This window comes from Bacteroides sp. RTP31139st1_H2_RTP31139_211217, from assembly GCF_040227615.1.
Classification (GTDB): domain Bacteria; phylum Bacteroidota; class Bacteroidia; order Bacteroidales; family Bacteroidaceae; genus Bacteroides; species Bacteroides uniformis.
Genome location: NZ_JBCNZM010000005.1, coordinates 1 through 17,549, shown reverse-complemented (window position 1 = coordinate 17,549; position 17,549 = coordinate 1). Strand labels below are relative to the sequence as shown.

Genomic DNA, 17,549 nt, shown 5'->3' with positions numbered 1-17,549 from the left:
TTTGTGCCAATCTGTGTAATTTGTGGTAAGTGATGATACCCTCCGGTTATAATCCGAATGAGAACTTATCGATGGATTGATATACCACACTTGCAATACTCAGTACCACAATACCCAGCGTGCAAATGGCCAGGCTGGCACGTGTATAGTTGTCACTGCGGAATGCTGCAATCGGCTCGTCGCTCTTGTTGATGTACATTGCCTTTACAATCTTCAGATAGTAATAAAGCGAGATGATTGTATTGATAAGGGCAATGAATACCAGCAGATGGAAGCCGCCTTCGAAAGCTGCCGCAAAGATGAAGAACTTCGAGAAGAAGCCCGCAAACGGCGGGATGCCTGCCAGAGAGAACAAGGCTAAGGTCATCAGGAAAGCGAGCTTTGGATTGGTATTGTACAGCCCGTTGTAGTCGTCGAGCGTGAATTTATGGGCACGCAGGGCTACAATCGTGATGACTGTAAATACGCTGAGGTTGGCAAACATGTAAATCAATACATAAAAGACCAATGAAGTCATACCTTGTGAAGTGCCGCTGATAATCCCCAGCATGATATAACCTGCCTGCGAGATACTGGAAAAAGCCATCAATCGTTTCAAGTTCTGCTGACGCAAGGCGAAGAGATTGGCAAGCGTGATAGAGGCGATGATGATCCAGTAGAGCACTTCTTGCCATTGAGCTACCATCGGGGCGAATACCTTGATGAGGATAGTCATCAGCACGAAAGCGGCAGAGCCTTTGGAGATAACGCTTAAATAAGCGGTTACCGTACTTGGAGCGCCTTCGTAAACGTCTGCTGTCCAAAGATGGAAAGGCACCAGTGATATTTTGAATCCCATGCCGGAGAAGAAGAATACGAATGCCATAATCTGCAACGGGTCGCCGGTGAGGCGTGCCGGTATGTCGGCAAAGTAGAGAGTGCCTACCGTACCGTAAATCAAAGATAATCCGTATAGCAGCAATCCGCTGGAGAACAGTGCCGTGAGAATATATTTGGCACCTGCCTCGGCAGAGTGGTGGCGGTATTTGTCGAAGGCAACCAGGGCTGCCATCGGGATGCTTGCCGTCTCCAGTCCGATGAAGAACATCAGGAAGTGTCCGGCGGAAATCATGAAGTACATACCCAGCAGGGTGGAAAGTGTCAGAATGTAGAACTCACCTTGTTTGATGGCAGTGTCCGGACGGCGCATCCATTCGTGGGCCATCAGGAATACAATCAGTGTACCTATACTGAGAATGGATTTCACGATGCTCTGTATCGGCTGGTTGTGATACATGCCGCCAAAGGCATCGGCCACAGGACCGGGGACGATGGTGATAAGTGTATGTATGGTCAGCAGAACAACTGGCAGCATTGTGTTCAGCACCGGTTTGCCGTCATTCTTGTGTGCATCCGGACTCATGAAGAGGTCGGCGACAAAAAGGATGACGATGACCAATATCAGCGAAAGCTCTTCTTTGAGCAGGAGGAATTGGGAATAATCCATATCTATTTACGATTTTACGATTTACGATTTACGATTGAAATTACTCTTGGGATTTACGATTTTACGATTTACGATTGAGGTTACTCTTGGGATTTACAAGTCATTTATCAATCGTAAATCGTCAAATCGTAAATAAATCAGTTATTGGCAGCACGCTGTCTCCAATCATGCCGCTAATCCACCATGGTGCCATACCGAGGGCGGCAACGCATGCGATGAGGATGATGACCGCTGTACGTTCGTCCCAGGTTGCATCGCTCAAGGTGAGGTGATGCTTGTTAGTGCAGGTGCCATAGAGAATCTTTCCTACCAGTCGCAGGATATAGACTGCCGTAATCACGATGGAGCTGCATGCAATGACCGTCCACACGCGGTGGAACGTATCGGGATGCTGGAACGAACCGGTGAAGATGGTCATTTCGGCAATGAAACCGCTGAGTCCGGGCAGTCCCAGATTGGCAAGACCGGCGATTACATAGCAGACAGCCAGAAAAGGCATAATCTTCATCAGACCGGAGAGTTCGCGGACGTCACGCGTATGGGTACGTCCGTATATCATACCGATAAGGGCGAAGAACAAGGCTGTCATCAGTCCGTGAGAGAGCATCTGCAGAACAGCACCCGTGCAAGCTGTCTGGTTCATCATCAGGATGGCGAACAACACCAGGCCGCAATGGCTGACGGAAGAGTAGGCATTGATATACTTCAAGTCGGTTTGTACACAAGCGGAGAATGCACCGTATACCACGGAGATTCCGGTAAGAATCAGGAATATCCATCCCAGTTCTTGTGCAGCTTCGGGCATCAGGTACATGGCTATGCGGAAACATCCGTAACCTCCCAGTTTCATCAATACACCGGCATGGAGCATGGATACGGCAGTCGGTGCGGAGGCGTGACCGTCGGGGCTCCATGTGTGGAACGGGAACAGAGCGCCCAGCACACCGAAACCGAGGAAGGTGAGCGGGAACCAGATACGTTGCTGTTCGATGGGAATATTGTGCATCTGTGCTATTTCCAATAGGTTCATAGAGGTGGCTCCGGCACCGTAGTAGATACCCAGGATACCGATAAGCAGGAAGGCGGAGCCGCCCATCAGCATCAGTGTCAGCTTCATGGCGGAGTACTCCTTGCGTCCCGACCCCCATACACCGATAAGCAGATACATGGGAATGAGGGCAACCTCGTAGAACATGAACATGGTGAACAGGTCTATCGAGATGAAGAACCCGAACACACCGATGGAGAGGAAGGTGAACCAAAGGAAATATTCTTTAGTCAGCGGTTGCAGCCTCCAGGAGGCGAATGTTCCGGTAAAGACAATGATGGCCGAAAGCAGCAGCATGGCTACCGAAATACCGTCTACTCCTACCGAATAGTGGATGTTGAGTGCAGGATACCAGACCATGTCGGCACGGAACAGCATTTCATCCGTGGCACCAGCGTGGCGTGCATTGAGGTACATCACGGTCAATGCTGCAGAAAGAACCAGCAGAGCCGATGCACCGGTCACCATCACCGCGCGTATTTGTGCGATGTTGCGGCTGAGCCAAAGACCCAGCAACATCAGCAAGGGGATGAGTACGAATAATGATAAAAAGTTCATCTTTATATTTACGATTTAACGATTTACGATTTACGATTGAAAAATCTCGGGTTATAGCAATAGTAGCAGTATCAGTGCCAGCGTGCCCAGCAGGAATACAAATGTATATTGCTGGATGCGTCCGCTCTGCAGACCGCGTATCTCGTCACTGGTAGCCTCGGCACTCCAGGCAAGGAAGTTGAAGAAGCCGTCCACTACATGGCGGTCCCACCAGGCGATGGGGCGGCAGATGCAGCCGAAGATGATGCGGTGGGTGATGAACTGGTAGACCTCGTCCAGATAGAAGCGGTGGTAAGCTGCTGTCCACAAGCCTTTGAAACGGTGTGCCAATGTATCGGCAACGGGTTGCCGGCTACCTGCATAGATGTAGGTGGCAATGGCTATGGAAACCACCGCTACGGCGATACTTGTACCTGCCACACTCCAGTCCAGATGGATGTTATATGCTTCACCGTTGGAACTGATGAAGTGTCCGAAAGGAATGAAACCGGCAACTATCGTAACCACAGCAAGGAGCATCAGGGGCAGGGTCATCGCCAGAGGACTCTCGTGGGGGTGAGGCACGTGGCTGTCGCCCCCATCACTTGCCGACTTTTGTCCCGGCTCTGAGCCGGCCCAAAAGATACCATAATAAAGACGGAACATATAGAATGCTGTCATACCTGCAATCACTGTCATAATCCATCCCATAGTGGGGCTGAACAGGAAGCATGCCGTCAGGATTTCATCTTTGGAGAAGAATCCGGAGAACGGCGGGATACCAGCAATGGCGAGACATGCGATGAGGAACGTGATATGCGTAATGGGCATATACTTCCGCAGTCCGCCCATGGCAGACATCTCGTTACTGTGTACGGCATGGATGATGCTACCCGCTCCGAGGAACAGCAATGCCTTGAACATGGCGTGTGTGAACAAGTGGAACATGCCTGCCATGTAGCCCAGTCCCCCTTCGTGTGGGTTGGCTGATGTACATACACCCAGCGCCACCATCATGAAACCGATTTGGGAGATGGTGGAGAATGCCAGTACACGCTTGATGTCACTCTGCACACATGCCACACTGGCGGCATAGAATGCCGTGAAGGCTCCTACGTATGCCACGATGTGCAGCACGCTGGGAGCATATTCTATGAACAACGGGAACATGCGTGCCACCAGATAGACACCTGCAACCACCATCGTGGCGGCATGAATCAGTGCACTGACCGGCGTAGGACCTTCCATGGCATCGGGCAGCCAGATGTGCAACGGGAACATGGCACTCTTTCCGGCACCACCGATGAACATCAGTCCCAAGGCCAGCGGAATCATGGCCGCACCACCCTTTGCCAGCGCCATCTCATTAGGGCTGAAGGTGTATGTACCGGCATAATACCCATAGACGAGGATACCTATAAGGAATCCCAGGTCAGCAAAACGGGTCACGATAAACGCCTTCTTCGAAGCGGCAATAGCCGCCGGCTTCGTATAATAGAAACCAATCAGCAGATAGGAGGACACGCCCACCAACTCCCAGAACAGATACATCTGGAAGATATTCGTTGCTACTACCAGTCCGAGCATGGACATGGTGAAGAGCGACAGGAAGGCGTAGTAACGCTGGAAACCGCGTTCGCCCTTCATGTAGCCGAAAGAGTATATGTGTACCAGCAGCGAAACGGTACTGATGACCACGAGCATCATAACCGAAATCGGGTCGAGTAGGATACCCATGTCGATACTGAGGCTTTCTGTGAAAGGCAGCCATTTGAAGTTATAGGGCATTAGCGCCTCGTACGTACCATCGGCAAGGCGGGGAGCGCTGAAGTACATTCCTGCGGTGAGATAGGAAAGCACTGCGACCACACTCAGTGCCGCAGTTCCGATAAGGCCGGCAGTGCGGTGTGACATCCATTTACCTCCAAGTCCCAGAGCGAGGAAAGAGAGGAAAGGGAGTAGAAGGATTAATATTGTATATTCCATATATACTATGTTTATCAATTATTACTATTCAAGAAACATCGCTTGGCGATTCTTGCTCTTACCACTTCATCTCATCCAGTTTGTTCACCTGGATGCTGCGGATGTTGCGGTAGATGTTAATCATGATGGCAATGGCTACAGCCGTTTCGGCCGCCGAGATGGCGATGGAGAATAAAGAGAAGAAATATCCTTCCAGTCCTCCGGGGAATAGGAAACGGTTGAATACAGCAAAGTTGATGTCCGTGGCATTCAGTATCAGCTCGATGCTGATAAGTATCGCCAGCGTGTTGCGGCGGGTGAAGAACCCGTAGATGCCTGCGAAGAACATGATAGCCGAAACTATCAGATAATATTCCATGTGTATCATAATTCTTATCTTTTACGTGCTATTAATAATCCACCTACGATACATGCCAATAACAAGATGCTGACAGCTTCGAAGGGAAGCAGATAACCATACTTGTCACCGCTCAGCATGTGGTGACCGATGGTCTTGATGTTGACTTCCAAAGGCTCCACGTCGGTGGTGGCAATGAACTTATGCTTCAAAGTGATGAATACTACGATGATGGCACCGCCCACGGTGGCACCCAGTCCGGCAAGGAACCTGCTACGCTTTAACTTCTCGATGACATCGCCTTCGCCACTGGTAAGCAGTATGGAGAAGACGTAGAGCACTACGATACCGCCGGCATAGACCATAATCTGCACGGAACCGAGGAAGGTGTAACCCAGCAGAAAGTAGATGCCTGCCGTACCGAAAAGCACGAACAGCAGGTAGGTGGCCGAGCGCACCATGCGGTGGGTCGTTACCGTCAAGATGGAAAATACGGTGATAAAGGCCGCAAGGAAGTAGAATACTACTGTTTCAAGAGTTATTTCCATGTTGTTTAATTACAAGTTACTATTAACGAATTACTTTGTTGTCTCTTCTTTGGGAGCAGCGGGTTTCTTTTTTTCTTCTACATGGCTGCCCGGACGGTTCAGCGTCATGACCAGTTTCGTGCGGTCAAACACTGCATGCTCAAAATCCTGGTCGAACGTGATGGCATCGTGAGGGCAGGCATTCACACAGAGTTGGCAGAACATGCACGAACCGAGGTCGTATTCGTACTTAACCAATATCTTCTTTTTCTTGCCGTCTTCCGTTTCAACCATCTCGCCGGTCACCTTGATAGTGTCGTTGGGACAAGCCATCTGGCACAAACCGCAAGCTACACACCGATGTTCATTTTTATCATTATGGGGCATGGTCAGCGTGCCACGGAAACGGTCGGAGAGTTTCAATCTCGAGCGGTTTTCCGGATATTGTTCGGTAGTCTTTCGTCGGCAGAATACGGTCATGGTTGTTTTCATACCTGTCAGCAGAGAAGTGACGCCGTGTATGAGTCCGCCGATATAAGAGTTCTTTTCTTTCATTACTTTTGCCTTTATTAAAATTATCCGCAAGGAAATCTTGCTCCGGCGCTACGCCGGTTAGAAATGCAATTTAAATACTACAATTAATACCATCAAAATCAAGTTCACCATAGAGATGGGTACCAGGTACTTCCACTCCAGATTCAGAATCTGGTCAATACGCAGGCGGGGGAAGGTCCACTTTATCCACATCAGCAGGAAGACTACGAAGAAGGCCTTTCCGAAGAACCATACAAATCCCGGAATGTAATCCATCACTGCGTTGAAGCCGTCCAGGCCTACGATGTGTAGCGGCATCCAGCCTCCCAGGAAGATGGTGGCTGCCACGGAGGCTACGATAAACAGATTCAAATATTCTGCCAGATAGAAGAATCCGAAGCCCATACCGCTGTATTCCGTATGGTATCCGGCAGTCAACTCGCTTTCGGCTTCGGGCAAGTCGAAGGGACCGCGGTTGGTTTCCGCATTTCCGGCAATGAGGTAGATGATGAAGGCTATCAATGCAGGGATATGTCCCTTGAAGATGAACCAGCCGTCAGCTTGTCCTTCTACTATTTCGGAGAACTGCATGGTTCCCATCAACACTACCATTGTCAGTATGCTCAATCCGCAGGACAACTCGTAGCTGATAATCTGCGCACCGCTTCGCATGGCTCCAATCAGCGAGAATTTATTGTTGGAACTCCAGCCTGCCAGCAGGATACCCACTACGCCGATACTCGATGCAGCCAGCAGGAAGAACACTCCTACATTGAAGTCCAATACCTCCAATCCCTTGTTGATGGGCAGGCAGGCAAATGTCAGGAAAGAAGCGATGATTACCATGAACGGTGCCAGATTGTAGAGGAACCGGTCAGAGAATTTCAAATCAATGATTTCCTTTGTCAACATCTTGATGACGTCGCAGGGCACTTGGAGCAATCCCCATTTCCCCACGCGCATCGGACCGAGGCGGCATTGGAAGAAGGCGCATATCTTACGCTCCATGTAAATCAGGATGATGGCAAGCACGGCATACATCAAAATGATGCATACGCCAATCACCACGCATTCGAGGAATATTGCCAGACCTTCCGGCATCAGGGAAGTCAGCATCTGGTGTATCCAGTTGGTTACTATACTAAAGTCAAACACGTTGTTCATTTACTATTTACAATTTACTATTTACAATTTACGAGGCGCTTTTTGATTTACAATTCACAATGTACAATTTACAATTTGGCTGCGCTGTAATTCCGCATGGTAAATTGTAAATTGTCAAATCGTAAATCCTTTTATCTGTCAATATCTGGTACTACATAATCCAATGTTCCGCCAATGGCAATAAGGTCGGCGATTTTAGCTCCGCGGCAAATCGTATTTACGGTCGATACCAATGGCAAGCCCGTACTGCGGAAATGCAGGCGGTAAGGCATCTTGTCGCCGTGGCTTTCGAGGAAGACGCCGAACTCACCGCGGCTACCTTCTACGGCTGCATAATAAGTGCCTTCCGGTACGCGGATAATAGGTTTCATCTTTTCCTGGTAGGCTCCTTCCGGGATGTTGTCTATCAGTTGCTCGATAATCTTCAGGCTCTCCAGAATTTCATCCATACGGATAAGGTAGCGTGCCCATGAATCGCCTTCGGTGCGGATGACTTCTTTAAAGTCCACCTTGTCATATACGGCATATGGCATACGCTTACGCACGTCGCAGGCCCATCCGCTGGCGCGTCCGGTGCCTCCGGTAGCTCCAAAGGCGATGGCATCTTCCCGTGAGAGTATACCCACACCTTTCAGACGTTGCTGGGCAATGATGTTCCCGGTGAATACGTCGTGATATTCGTGTAGGATACCGCGGAGGTAGGGGATAAACTCCTTCACTTTCTTTACGAAGCCGGGAGCAATGTCTGCCTGCACGCCACCGATGGTGTTGTAGTTCATGATGAGGCGTCCGCCGCAAGTTTCCTCAAAGATGTCGAGTATCTTTTCGCGGTCGCGGAAACCGTAGAAGAAGGCCGTTAATGCACCCAGGTCCATAGCAAGACAAGAATAGAACAGCAGGTGAGAGTCTATTCGCTGCAACTCGTCCATGATGGTACGTATGTACTGCACGCGTTCGCTTACTTCCACGCCCATTGCCTTTTCGATACACATGCACAAGGCATGGCGGTTCTGGTGTGCGCCCAGGTAGTCCAGACGGTCGGTCAGAGCCAAGGTCTGCGGATAGGTCAGGCTTTCGCACATCTTCTCGATACCCCGGTGGATGTAGCCGCAGTTGGCATCAATCTTGTCGATGATTTCACCCTCCAATGATACACGGAAGCGCATTACGCCGTGGGTGGCCGGATGTTGGGGACCGATGTTCACCACATATTCCTCATCACCGAAAAGTTGCATCTCCTTATTCTTGATGCTACCGTCGGGATTCAGCTCCAATTCCATAGTGGTGTCCACCGTTTCTTCGTTGTCCATACGCAACGGATTATCTTTTTCCGGCTCATTGTCTTTACGCATGGGATAGCCTACCCAGTCATTGCGCAGATAGAGTCGGCGCATATCCGGATGACCGATGAAAACGATGCCGTAAAAGTCGTAGACTTCGCGCTCGTTGAAATCCGCAGCTTTCCAGATATCGCTGACGGAAGGAAGTTCGGGATGTTCCCGGTTTAGAGTGGCGGTGCGTACCGCTATCCGTTCGCCGGTAACAGTAGATTCCAACAGATAGACTACACCGAGTCCGCGGGGGGTGTCCGGTGCGTCTTTCTCGTCGGGTATTCCCCAATCCATACCGCTGAGGCATTCCAGGAAGTCCATTTGTTTCTCTTTCCGCAGACGCAGCATTTCGTCGTGCAGGACTGAGGGCTCTATGTATTTTATTTCCATATTTTTAAGTACTGATTAGTGGTTCTCTTCTTTTCTGTTTACTCCACCGAAGTATTTCTCTATTTTCACTTTACGCTGCAATTGCATCATGCCGTAGTAGAATGCTTCCGGACGCGGAGGGCAACCGGGAATGTAGACATCCACCGGCAGAATCTTGTCCACACCGTTCACCACGTGATAGGATTTCTTGAACGGGCCTCCGCTGACGGCACAGCCGCCTACGGCTACTACATATTTCGGATCGGCCATCTGGTCGTAAAGACGTTTCAGAACGGGAGCCATCTTGTTGGTTATTGTTCCGCAAACCATAATCATGTCTGCCTGGCGCGGACTGGCACGGGCTACCTCGAACCCGAAGCGCGCCATATCGTAGCGGGCTGCGCCGAGGGCCATGAATTCGATACCGCAACAGCTGGTTGCAAACGTAAGAGGCCACAGTGAGTTGCTGCGTCCCCAGTTGACGAAATCGTCCAGTACGCCAAGGGCGACATTGGCGCCTCCGGCATTAAGTTCCCGAACCAGTTTCTCCAACGTTTCGTTGTCTGTAAACTCCTCATAAGGGATAGATTTAATTTTCGGTTTCTTTGTTACTTCCATTCCAAAGCTCCTTTCCTCCAGGCATAAGCAAGGCCCAGAATCAATATAATCAGGAAAAATAAAACACTGAAAAGTCCTGCCACGCCAAGTTCGCGGGTGATGACTGCCCAAGGGAACAGAAATACCGTTTCCACTTCGAACATCAGGAACAAGATGGCAAACAGATAGTAACCTACCCGGAATTGCATCCACGATTTACCGCGGGTAGGGATACCACACTCGTACGGCTCCATCTTCTGTGCATTGTACGAACGGGGTGCTATCGCATTGGAGAGCGCGATGACGATACCCACGAAAGCGATTGCCGTCAATAAGACGACCACTAACAAAGTAAAGTTCATAAACCTGATAAGATTTTAGATATATAATAATAGATACATCGCACCGGAGGACAAAACCTCTGATTTGTTGTCCGGCGAGGTCAGGGGCAAGCGTCTGCGCTTGCAGGCCTTCTAAATGATAATCTTTCTTAGCCCGAACACGTAATAATTCGCGTCGGGTACGGGATGAGGAGACAGATTCAACAAACGGTCGCATTCCGGTGCATAGGCATGCTGCTGCATCTTGTAGATGTACATGCGCAGGAGTACGCTTTTGTTGGTTGGTACTTGCGTATGGTCCACATGTTCTATGCAGAGGGAGTTTGGTGAAAACAAGTCGTAGAACTTCTGGACTGCTTGTTGGGTGGTAGGAGCTTGTGACAGCGTACAGCATTCTGCTTGTCGGGTGGCAGGAACGCACAAAATATCTGCAGCTCCGGTTGCACTGTCGTGCAATAGGGCTGCAAAGATTATGATTAAACAGTATTTAATGCATTGCTTCATACCACAATTCTCTCTTTCAAGGACGCAAAGATATAATAAGTATTGTTCAATTTGCTATCCCCGCATAACAAAAAATGATTATTTTTACACTTTTTATCCTAAATCAATTCCGTTTCCAGAAATCCGGTGTGAAAAGCAGCAGTACGGTAAATAACTCAAGACGACCCAGAAGCATTAAAAAGGATAACAGCCATTTAGCTGCATCGGGCAGGGCATTCCACGAATAGGCAGGTCCGGTTTCACCCAATCCGGGTCCCATATTACCGATACTGGAAATGACGCAGCCCATTGATTCTTCAGCCCCGACACCCATAGCCATCATGAGCAGTGTGCCGATGACTATAATGGAGATATAAATAAAACAAAAAGCCAGTACGGTGGAGACAATGGAGGGAGAGATTACCTGCTTGTTTATCCGTACCGGAAGTATGGCATTGGGGTGTAGGATGTGTTTGAACTCGTTTCGTGAGACTTTGGTAAGAATTACCATACGTATACACTTCAAGCCTCCGGTGGTACTGCCTGCACACGCTCCCATCAGCATGATGATGGTAAGCAGCCCCCACAAGACGGGTGTCCATTGCATATAGTCATCTGTCGCAAAACCGGTGGAGGTCTGGAGGGAGATTACCTGGAACAAGGATTTGCGGAAGGATTCTTCCATCCCCATGGGACTGGTATAGTAAAGCACGATGGCTATGACGGCAGTGAAGAGCACAACTGAACCGAAATAGAATTTCAGCTCGGCATTGCCGATGAACTTCTTGAATTTCCGGTTGACGAACAATAATACTAAAGTGAAGTTGATACCGGAGATAAACATGAAGATGGAGATGACATATTCTATATAAGGAGAATTATAGTAGGCAACGCTGGCCTGCTTGGTAGAGAATCCACCGGTGCCGGTAGTGGCAAATGCATGGCAGATGCTGTCGAACCAGTCCATGCCTCCAAGCATCAGCAGGCAGACAAGTAAAGTGGTTATGCCGGTATAGATGCTCCAAATCCACTTGGCGGTGATACCGATACGCGGATGAACCTTGTCATGTGTGGGGCCGCTTGCTTCGGCTGCGAATACCTGCAGACCACTGACTCCGAAGATAGGAAGCACTGCAATGGTGAACATGATGATTCCCAAGCCGCCAATCCACTGTGTCATGCTGCGCCAGAACAGTATTCCATGAGGAAGTGACTCGATGTCGTCCAAAATAGTGGCACCCGTACTGCTGAAACCGGACATGGTCTCGAAGAATGCATCGGCAATGTCGGGTATGTATCCGCCTATATAGAAAGGCAGCATTCCGAAAAGAGAGAATGCCACCCAGGCAAAGCTGACCAGTACATATCCGTCACGGCGCGTCAGTTGCCGTTCACCTCCTTTACCGAGAGCTGCCAGCAATAAGCCTATCCCTGCTGTGATACCTCCTGCTTTCCAGAAATCGAGCATATCGCTTTCTCTGTAGTAGAAAGACACGCTCGAACAGACCAGAAACATGACTGTTTCCAGCAATAGCAGAATACCGATAATCCGTATGATTGTCTTGAAGTTAATCATTTACCAACGACTCATTCTCTATTAGTTAAAGTATTTTTCGATTTTCTTAATCATCATGTTTAGACAGAATACCACCACATGGTCACCCGGTTGTATCAAGGTATTACCCATAACCACGACGCCTTCCCCCTGACGGATAAGTCCGCCGATGGTGGTTCCTTTCGGGAGGCCGAGGTCTTTTACCGGATGTTTGGTAATCTTTGAGCCGGCCTTAACGGTAAATTCCGCTACATCGGCATTGGCAAAGGTCAGGCATTTCACATTGCTGACGTCCGCATCCAGCATCATCTGATAAATGTGGCTGGCGGCAATCATCTTTTTGTTGATGACAGTGCCGATGTCAAGGCTTTCAGCCATGCCTATGTAGTCTATATTCTCCACTTCTGCTACGGTTTTGCTGACTCCCATGCGTTTGGCGGCAAGGCAGGCTAGAATATTGGTCTCCGAATTGCCGGTCAAGGCAACGAAGGCTTCCGTGTTTTTCAGTCCCTCTTCCACAAGTAAGTCCATATCCCGCCCGTCGCCATTGATAATCATGGTGCGGTCGTCAAGCAACTCGGTCAGACGGTTGCAGCGGTTCAAGTCGTTGTCCACGATTTTCACCTGCATGTAGTCCGGGACGTATTGGGCGGTGCGTACGGCAATTCGGCTTCCACCCATAATCATTACGTTGCGCACATCAGCATAATCTTCCTTGCCAGCTATTTTGCGGATGTAGGGGACGTATTTCCTGATGGTGGTAAAGTATACGATGTCATGTAGCTTGATGGTATCGTCACCGCGGGGAATCAGTGTCTCGCTTCCCCGTTTGATGGCTACCACGTGATAGGGCAGCTCCGGTCCGCCCAGTTTGTGGAGAGGGATGTCCAGTATCTCGGCTTTTTCGCGTATTTTGGTGCCTATCAGTATCAAGGCGCCTCCGCAGAATTCCCACCATTGGCGTACCCAGCTCATGCGGATGGAGGATACGATCTCTTTGGCGGCAAGCATTTCCGGGTAGATGAGTGAATCGACACCCAGCTTCTGGAAAAATTCCTTGTTTTTGGGCAGCAGGTATTCGTAGTTGTCAATGCGGGCTACGGTCTTCTGTGCTCCCAGATTGTTTGCCAGCATGCATGCGGTCATGTTCCGGCTTTCATCAGGGGTGACGGCTATGAACAAGTCGGCTTCTCTCACTCCCACTTCTTTCAAGCCTTTTATGGATGTAGGGGAGGCCGTAGCCGTCATTAAGTCAAAGTTGGAGTTTAGGGTGCTCAACTTTTCTTCGTTGTCGTCCATCAGAATGATGTCCTGCTTCTCGCGGGACAGCAATTTAGCCAAGTGTGTGCCTACTGCGCCGGCACCTGCAATAATTATTTTCACTTTTAATTAGTTGATAGTTGATAATTAATAGTTGACATATGGGGTAGATACTTAAACGGTCAATTTTCAACTATCAATTATCAATTGATTATAGATTCCTTCTTCGTCCATTCCGCAAAGATGATGCAACTCTTGTATGGTGCCGTGCTCTATGAAGGCATCGGGTACACCGATACGTCTGATATGGGGGATATAGTCATTGTCTGCCATGAACTCCAGTATGGCACTGCCCATTCCTCCTTTTTTGACACCGTCTTCTATGGTGACGACATGCTGGAAGTTGAGTCCTACCTCGTGCAGCAAGGCTTCGTCGAGCGGTTTGAGAAAACGCAGGTCGTAATGGGCTATGGAGATCCCTTTGTCTTTCTCTGCGCGCTCTATGGCACGTGCGGCTACGTTGCCTATGGGACCGAGGGTGATGACTGCCAGGTCTTTACCTTCCTTCAGTTTACGCCCTTTACCTACGGGGATTTCTTCCAGCGGACATTTCCAGTCCAGTAATACGCCGCGTCCGCGGGGATAGCGGATGACGAACGGACCTTTGTCTGACAATTGTGCCGTGTACATCAGGCGGCGCAATTCATGTTCGTCCATCGGTGAAGATATGGTCAGGTTGGGAATCGGACGGAAATAGGCCAGGTCGAAAACTCCGTGGTGGGTCGGTCCGTCTTCTCCCACCAGTCCGGCGCGGTCCAGACAAAGTACGACGGGGAGGCGGAGCAGGGCGATGTCATGGATGACATTATCGTATGCCCGCTGCATGAAGGAGGAGTAGATGTTGCAGAAAGGTTGCATTCCTTCTTTTGCCATACCGCCCGAGAAAGTGGCTGCATGTCCTTCGGCAATACCCACATCGAAGGCACGGTCGGGCATGGTGTCCATCAGCTTGTTCATAGAGCAGCCAGTGGGCATGGCGGGGGTTACTCCGACGATTCTCGGATTTTCCTTTGCCAGTTCTACCAGTGTTTCCCCAAACACGTCCTGGTAAAGCGGAGGCAGGTTGCTGGTATCTGCCTTGAGGCGTTTTCCGGTTTTCGGATCGAACTTGCCCGGTGCATGCCAGATATCGGGATTCTTCTCGGCAGGTTCGAATCCTTTTCCTTTTACAGTGTGCAGATGCAGTATTTTCGGTCCCTGCATATCTTTGATGTCCCGCAGGACACGGGCTATGTTTTTCACATCGTGTCCATTGATAGGACCGAAGTAGCGGATGTTCATCCCTTCAAAGATATTCTGCTGCTGGGCGGCCATTGATTTCAGACTGTTGGCAAAGCGAATCAGCGCTTTGCGGCGGTCCTCGTTCAAAAGTCCCATTTTGAATAGCAGTCTGGAAGTTTTGAAGCGCAGCTGGTTATAGCGGTTGCTGGTAGTTAGGTTGAAAAGATACTGCTTCATGCCACCTACACTTCTGTCTATCGACATATCATTGTCGTTGAGAATGATAAGAAGGTTGTTTGGGGTGGACGAAGCGTTGTTCAGTCCTTCAAAAGCTAAGCCGCCGCTCATGCTTCCGTCGCCGATGATGGCCACTACATGGCGGTCCTTCTCGCCTTTTTCGGCAGCGGCAACAGCCATGCCAAGGGCGGCGGAGATTGAATTTGACGCATGTCCGCAGGTGAATGTGTCATAATCGCTTTCCTCTGGTGAGGGAAAAGGACGAACTCCCTTGAATTTACGGTTGGTGGAGAATGCTTCACGGCGTCCGGTCAGTATCTTGTGCCCGTACGCCTGATGGCCTACATCCCAGACTATGCGGTCGTACGGAGTATTGAATACGTAGTGCAGGGCAACGGTCAGCTCTACCGTGCCCAGGCTGGCTGCGAAATGTCCGGGGTTGCAGGAAACCTCCTTTATAATGTCTTGCCTCAATTCTTTACAGACTTCAGGAAGCTCTTCTACGCTGAGTTGGCGTAAATCCTCGGGAAATGTAATGGTGTTAAGCAAGTTATATGTTGTTGGTTCTGTTCTCATTTCTAATCTGAAGATTACAAAATGCAAAAATAGCAAAAGAAAACGGATGGCGGGAAGTTTTAGAAGGAAAAAAAGCCTCTTTTGTTCACTTCTGTTTTTACTTTCTCTTTGCATACGCCATATTTCTCGTTCAGCCTGCCTATGGTTAAGGGAAAAGATGCCTGATAGTAAATCGTTCCTCCATGGAGAAAATATTGTTCCATCCTGGGGGAAAAATCGTTCCACCATGGTGGAACGATTTTTTCTCCATATAGGAATAATTTAATTTTGGTAGGCAAAGATATTAATCCTTTCAAAAATTGACTTGTACTCTCGTATGTGTGCATCTATGATAAGAAATGCTTTAAATTTAATGTTTGTTGAAAAATACAACTTAATAAATTGTTTATTGCAACTTTTTGAGGTTTTGGTTGTTATTTGATATAGTATTATGTATATTTGCGAAGTAGAATATGTCCTATTTATCAATATGTTATACAATTTTGAGTTGTATATAATGATATTCTTGGTTGTAATATGTGTCGGAATGGGGTGTAATCACGAATTGTTAAATGAATAAACAATGAATGATATGAAGAAAAAGCTCAACTTTGGAATTTTGGCTATTATGGGCGTAGTGGTATTTTCCGCTTGCGGTTCTGATAGCGATTTGTTCGACCCGGAAAAGGCGGCGGCTAAGAAAGAGGCACAGTATGCATCGGCTTTCGTGCAGAAGTATGGAGAAATTGCAGTTGATCAGGATTGGGGATTTGGGGCAACACCGACAACGCGTGTTGCTAACACTAATAGCAATCAATGGAAAGATTTTACGGAAGTACCCGAGGGTATTACGGCTACAGAAAAAGAAGTGGTTACGGAATGGTTTAAAACACATCAGAATCCACAATCCATTGGTGTGGATTGGACTGACTTTTTTGTTCAACATGTAAGTGGCTCACACTCTAATATGGATTTTTTGGTTGCGGCATCAGATGACCATATCAATAATTTTAATGCTACTGAGGGGGCTATAATGCTAATGCAGAATAGTGGAACGTCTTCTTTTGGTTATAGGGCTTCTCTGGATGGTAAAATGCACTATAATTATACTATACAATATATTGAGGGTGCTTATTATGTGGGATTTGACTTTGAAGCTACCGGACAGAACCCAAATCAACAAGTGGCTGCAGATGGGTATTATAGTGATTGGATTGTGAAGATCTCTCCGGCCGTATATACGAATGCGTACAGAATCATAGCAGAAGACCTTGGAGACAGTGATGATTTTGACTTCAACGATGTCGTGTTTGATGTAGCGACCAATGGGGGAGCAACTATCATTACCCTGCAGGCTGCGGGTGGTACTTTGCCTTTGTATATTGAGGTAGGCGGTGATAGCCGTGAAGTTCATGAACTCTTTAGTGTTTCTAGTGCTACAATGGTAAATACGGATGCTGGAGCAACTAAGGCTCCGGTGATGTACAGAGTTAACGGTACCGGTGCCGTAAATATCAAAGTGGAAGGCCAAAATGCTGAAGTATATACACTGAAAGCAGAGATAGGCAAAGCTCCGCAGAAGATACGTGTAGAGACAAGATATGAATGGACTACTGAGCGTCAGGCTATTAATGATAAATATCCAGGTTTTGCAGATTGGGTGGCTGATCCTACGGCTAATTGGTATTAATAGAATATATAGTATTTTTATTTAAGGCAGATGATATAATGAGAGGTTATATCACCTGCCTTTTTTATATTGAAATTTACTATCTTTGTGGCGTAGCAAGCAGTTGGTACATCATTTTTTCTGAGAAAGTGAATGGTTTATTTATTTCGAACTTATGAATCTTTATACGCCTGTAGAAGTAGTTTCCAGTATGCCCCTTCTTTCGCAAGAGAATAATCTGTTGCTGATGGG

15 protein-coding genes are annotated in these 17,549 nt (G+C 48.4%); 1 reads left to right on the top strand and 14 read right to left on the bottom strand.

Annotated features, from left to right (window positions below):
* Window positions 1–46: 46 nt before the first annotated feature.
* The 14 genes from ABUA47_RS01480 to dxs form a co-directional block, all read right to left on the bottom strand.
* Window positions 47–1,486: an NADH-quinone oxidoreductase subunit N gene (locus tag ABUA47_RS01480; RefSeq protein ID WP_117945538.1), complete on the bottom strand. Its 1,440-nt coding sequence runs from the start codon at window positions 1,484–1,486 to the stop codon at window positions 47–49.
* A gap of 121 nt (window positions 1,487–1,607) precedes the next feature.
* Window positions 1,608–3,092, bottom strand: a complete 1,485-nt coding sequence (locus ABUA47_RS01475; protein WP_005823976.1) for a NuoM family protein — start codon at window positions 3,090–3,092, stop codon at window positions 1,608–1,610.
* A 51-nt stretch (window positions 3,093–3,143) separates the two neighbouring features.
* Complete coding sequence (nuoL, locus tag ABUA47_RS01470) at window positions 3,144–5,057, bottom strand: NADH-quinone oxidoreductase subunit L (RefSeq protein WP_035450173.1); 1,914 nt, start codon at window positions 5,055–5,057, stop codon at window positions 3,144–3,146.
* A gap of 58 nt (window positions 5,058–5,115) precedes the next feature.
* Window positions 5,116–5,424 carry an NADH-quinone oxidoreductase subunit NuoK gene (gene nuoK, locus ABUA47_RS01465; protein WP_005823972.1) on the bottom strand — a complete coding sequence of 103 codons (309 nt, stop codon included), beginning with the start codon at window positions 5,422–5,424 and terminating at the stop codon, window positions 5,116–5,118.
* A gap of 5 nt (window positions 5,425–5,429) precedes the next feature.
* Window positions 5,430–5,942, bottom strand: coding sequence for an NADH-quinone oxidoreductase subunit J (locus tag ABUA47_RS01460; RefSeq protein ID WP_005823970.1), 513 nt, complete (start codon window positions 5,940–5,942; stop codon window positions 5,430–5,432).
* A 30-nt stretch (window positions 5,943–5,972) separates the two neighbouring features.
* A complete protein-coding gene (locus ABUA47_RS01455) occupies window positions 5,973–6,476 on the bottom strand; it encodes a 4Fe-4S binding protein (protein WP_035450171.1) in 504 nt (167 codons plus the stop codon).
* Between the two features lie 57 nt (window positions 6,477–6,533).
* The gene (gene nuoH / locus ABUA47_RS01450; RefSeq protein ID WP_009037156.1) at window positions 6,534–7,610 is read right to left on the bottom strand and encodes an NADH-quinone oxidoreductase subunit NuoH; all 1,077 of its coding nucleotides are present in this window, start codon (window positions 7,608–7,610) and stop codon (window positions 6,534–6,536) included.
* A gap of 140 nt (window positions 7,611–7,750) precedes the next feature.
* Entirely contained in the window at window positions 7,751–9,340 is a 1,590-nt protein-coding gene (locus ABUA47_RS01445; RefSeq protein ID WP_016274121.1) for an NADH-quinone oxidoreductase subunit D, read from the bottom strand.
* A gap of 15 nt (window positions 9,341–9,355) precedes the next feature.
* Entirely contained in the window at window positions 9,356–9,937 is a 582-nt protein-coding gene (locus ABUA47_RS01440) for an NADH-quinone oxidoreductase subunit B (protein ID WP_005823959.1), read from the bottom strand.
* Window positions 9,928–10,278: an NADH-quinone oxidoreductase subunit A gene (locus ABUA47_RS01435; protein WP_005823956.1), complete on the bottom strand. Its 351-nt coding sequence runs from the start codon at window positions 10,276–10,278 to the stop codon at window positions 9,928–9,930. The genes ABUA47_RS01440 and ABUA47_RS01435 overlap by 10 nt, the downstream gene beginning before the upstream one ends.
* Before the next feature lie 111 nt (window positions 10,279–10,389).
* Window positions 10,390–10,761 carry a hypothetical protein gene (locus tag ABUA47_RS01430; RefSeq protein ID WP_005823953.1) on the bottom strand — a complete coding sequence of 124 codons (372 nt, stop codon included), beginning with the start codon at window positions 10,759–10,761 and terminating at the stop codon, window positions 10,390–10,392.
* A gap of 103 nt (window positions 10,762–10,864) precedes the next feature.
* Window positions 10,865–12,316, bottom strand: coding sequence for a TrkH family potassium uptake protein (locus tag ABUA47_RS01425; protein ID WP_005823951.1), 1,452 nt, complete (start codon window positions 12,314–12,316; stop codon window positions 10,865–10,867).
* A 21-nt stretch (window positions 12,317–12,337) separates the two neighbouring features.
* On the bottom strand, window positions 12,338–13,678 hold the full coding sequence (gene trkA, locus ABUA47_RS01420; protein WP_005823949.1) for a Trk system potassium transporter TrkA: 1,341 nt from the start codon (window positions 13,676–13,678) through the stop codon (window positions 12,338–12,340).
* Between the two features lie 66 nt (window positions 13,679–13,744).
* The gene (gene dxs, locus ABUA47_RS01415; RefSeq protein ID WP_039160270.1) at window positions 13,745–15,649 is read right to left on the bottom strand and encodes a 1-deoxy-D-xylulose-5-phosphate synthase; all 1,905 of its coding nucleotides are present in this window, start codon (window positions 15,647–15,649) and stop codon (window positions 13,745–13,747) included.
* A 571-nt stretch (window positions 15,650–16,220) separates the two neighbouring features.
* Between dxs and ABUA47_RS01410 the strand changes: the two genes are divergently transcribed.
* Window positions 16,221–17,318, top strand: a complete 1,098-nt coding sequence (locus ABUA47_RS01410) for a hypothetical protein (protein WP_035450303.1) — start codon at window positions 16,221–16,223, stop codon at window positions 17,316–17,318.
* Window positions 17,319–17,549: the final 231 nt, after the last annotated feature.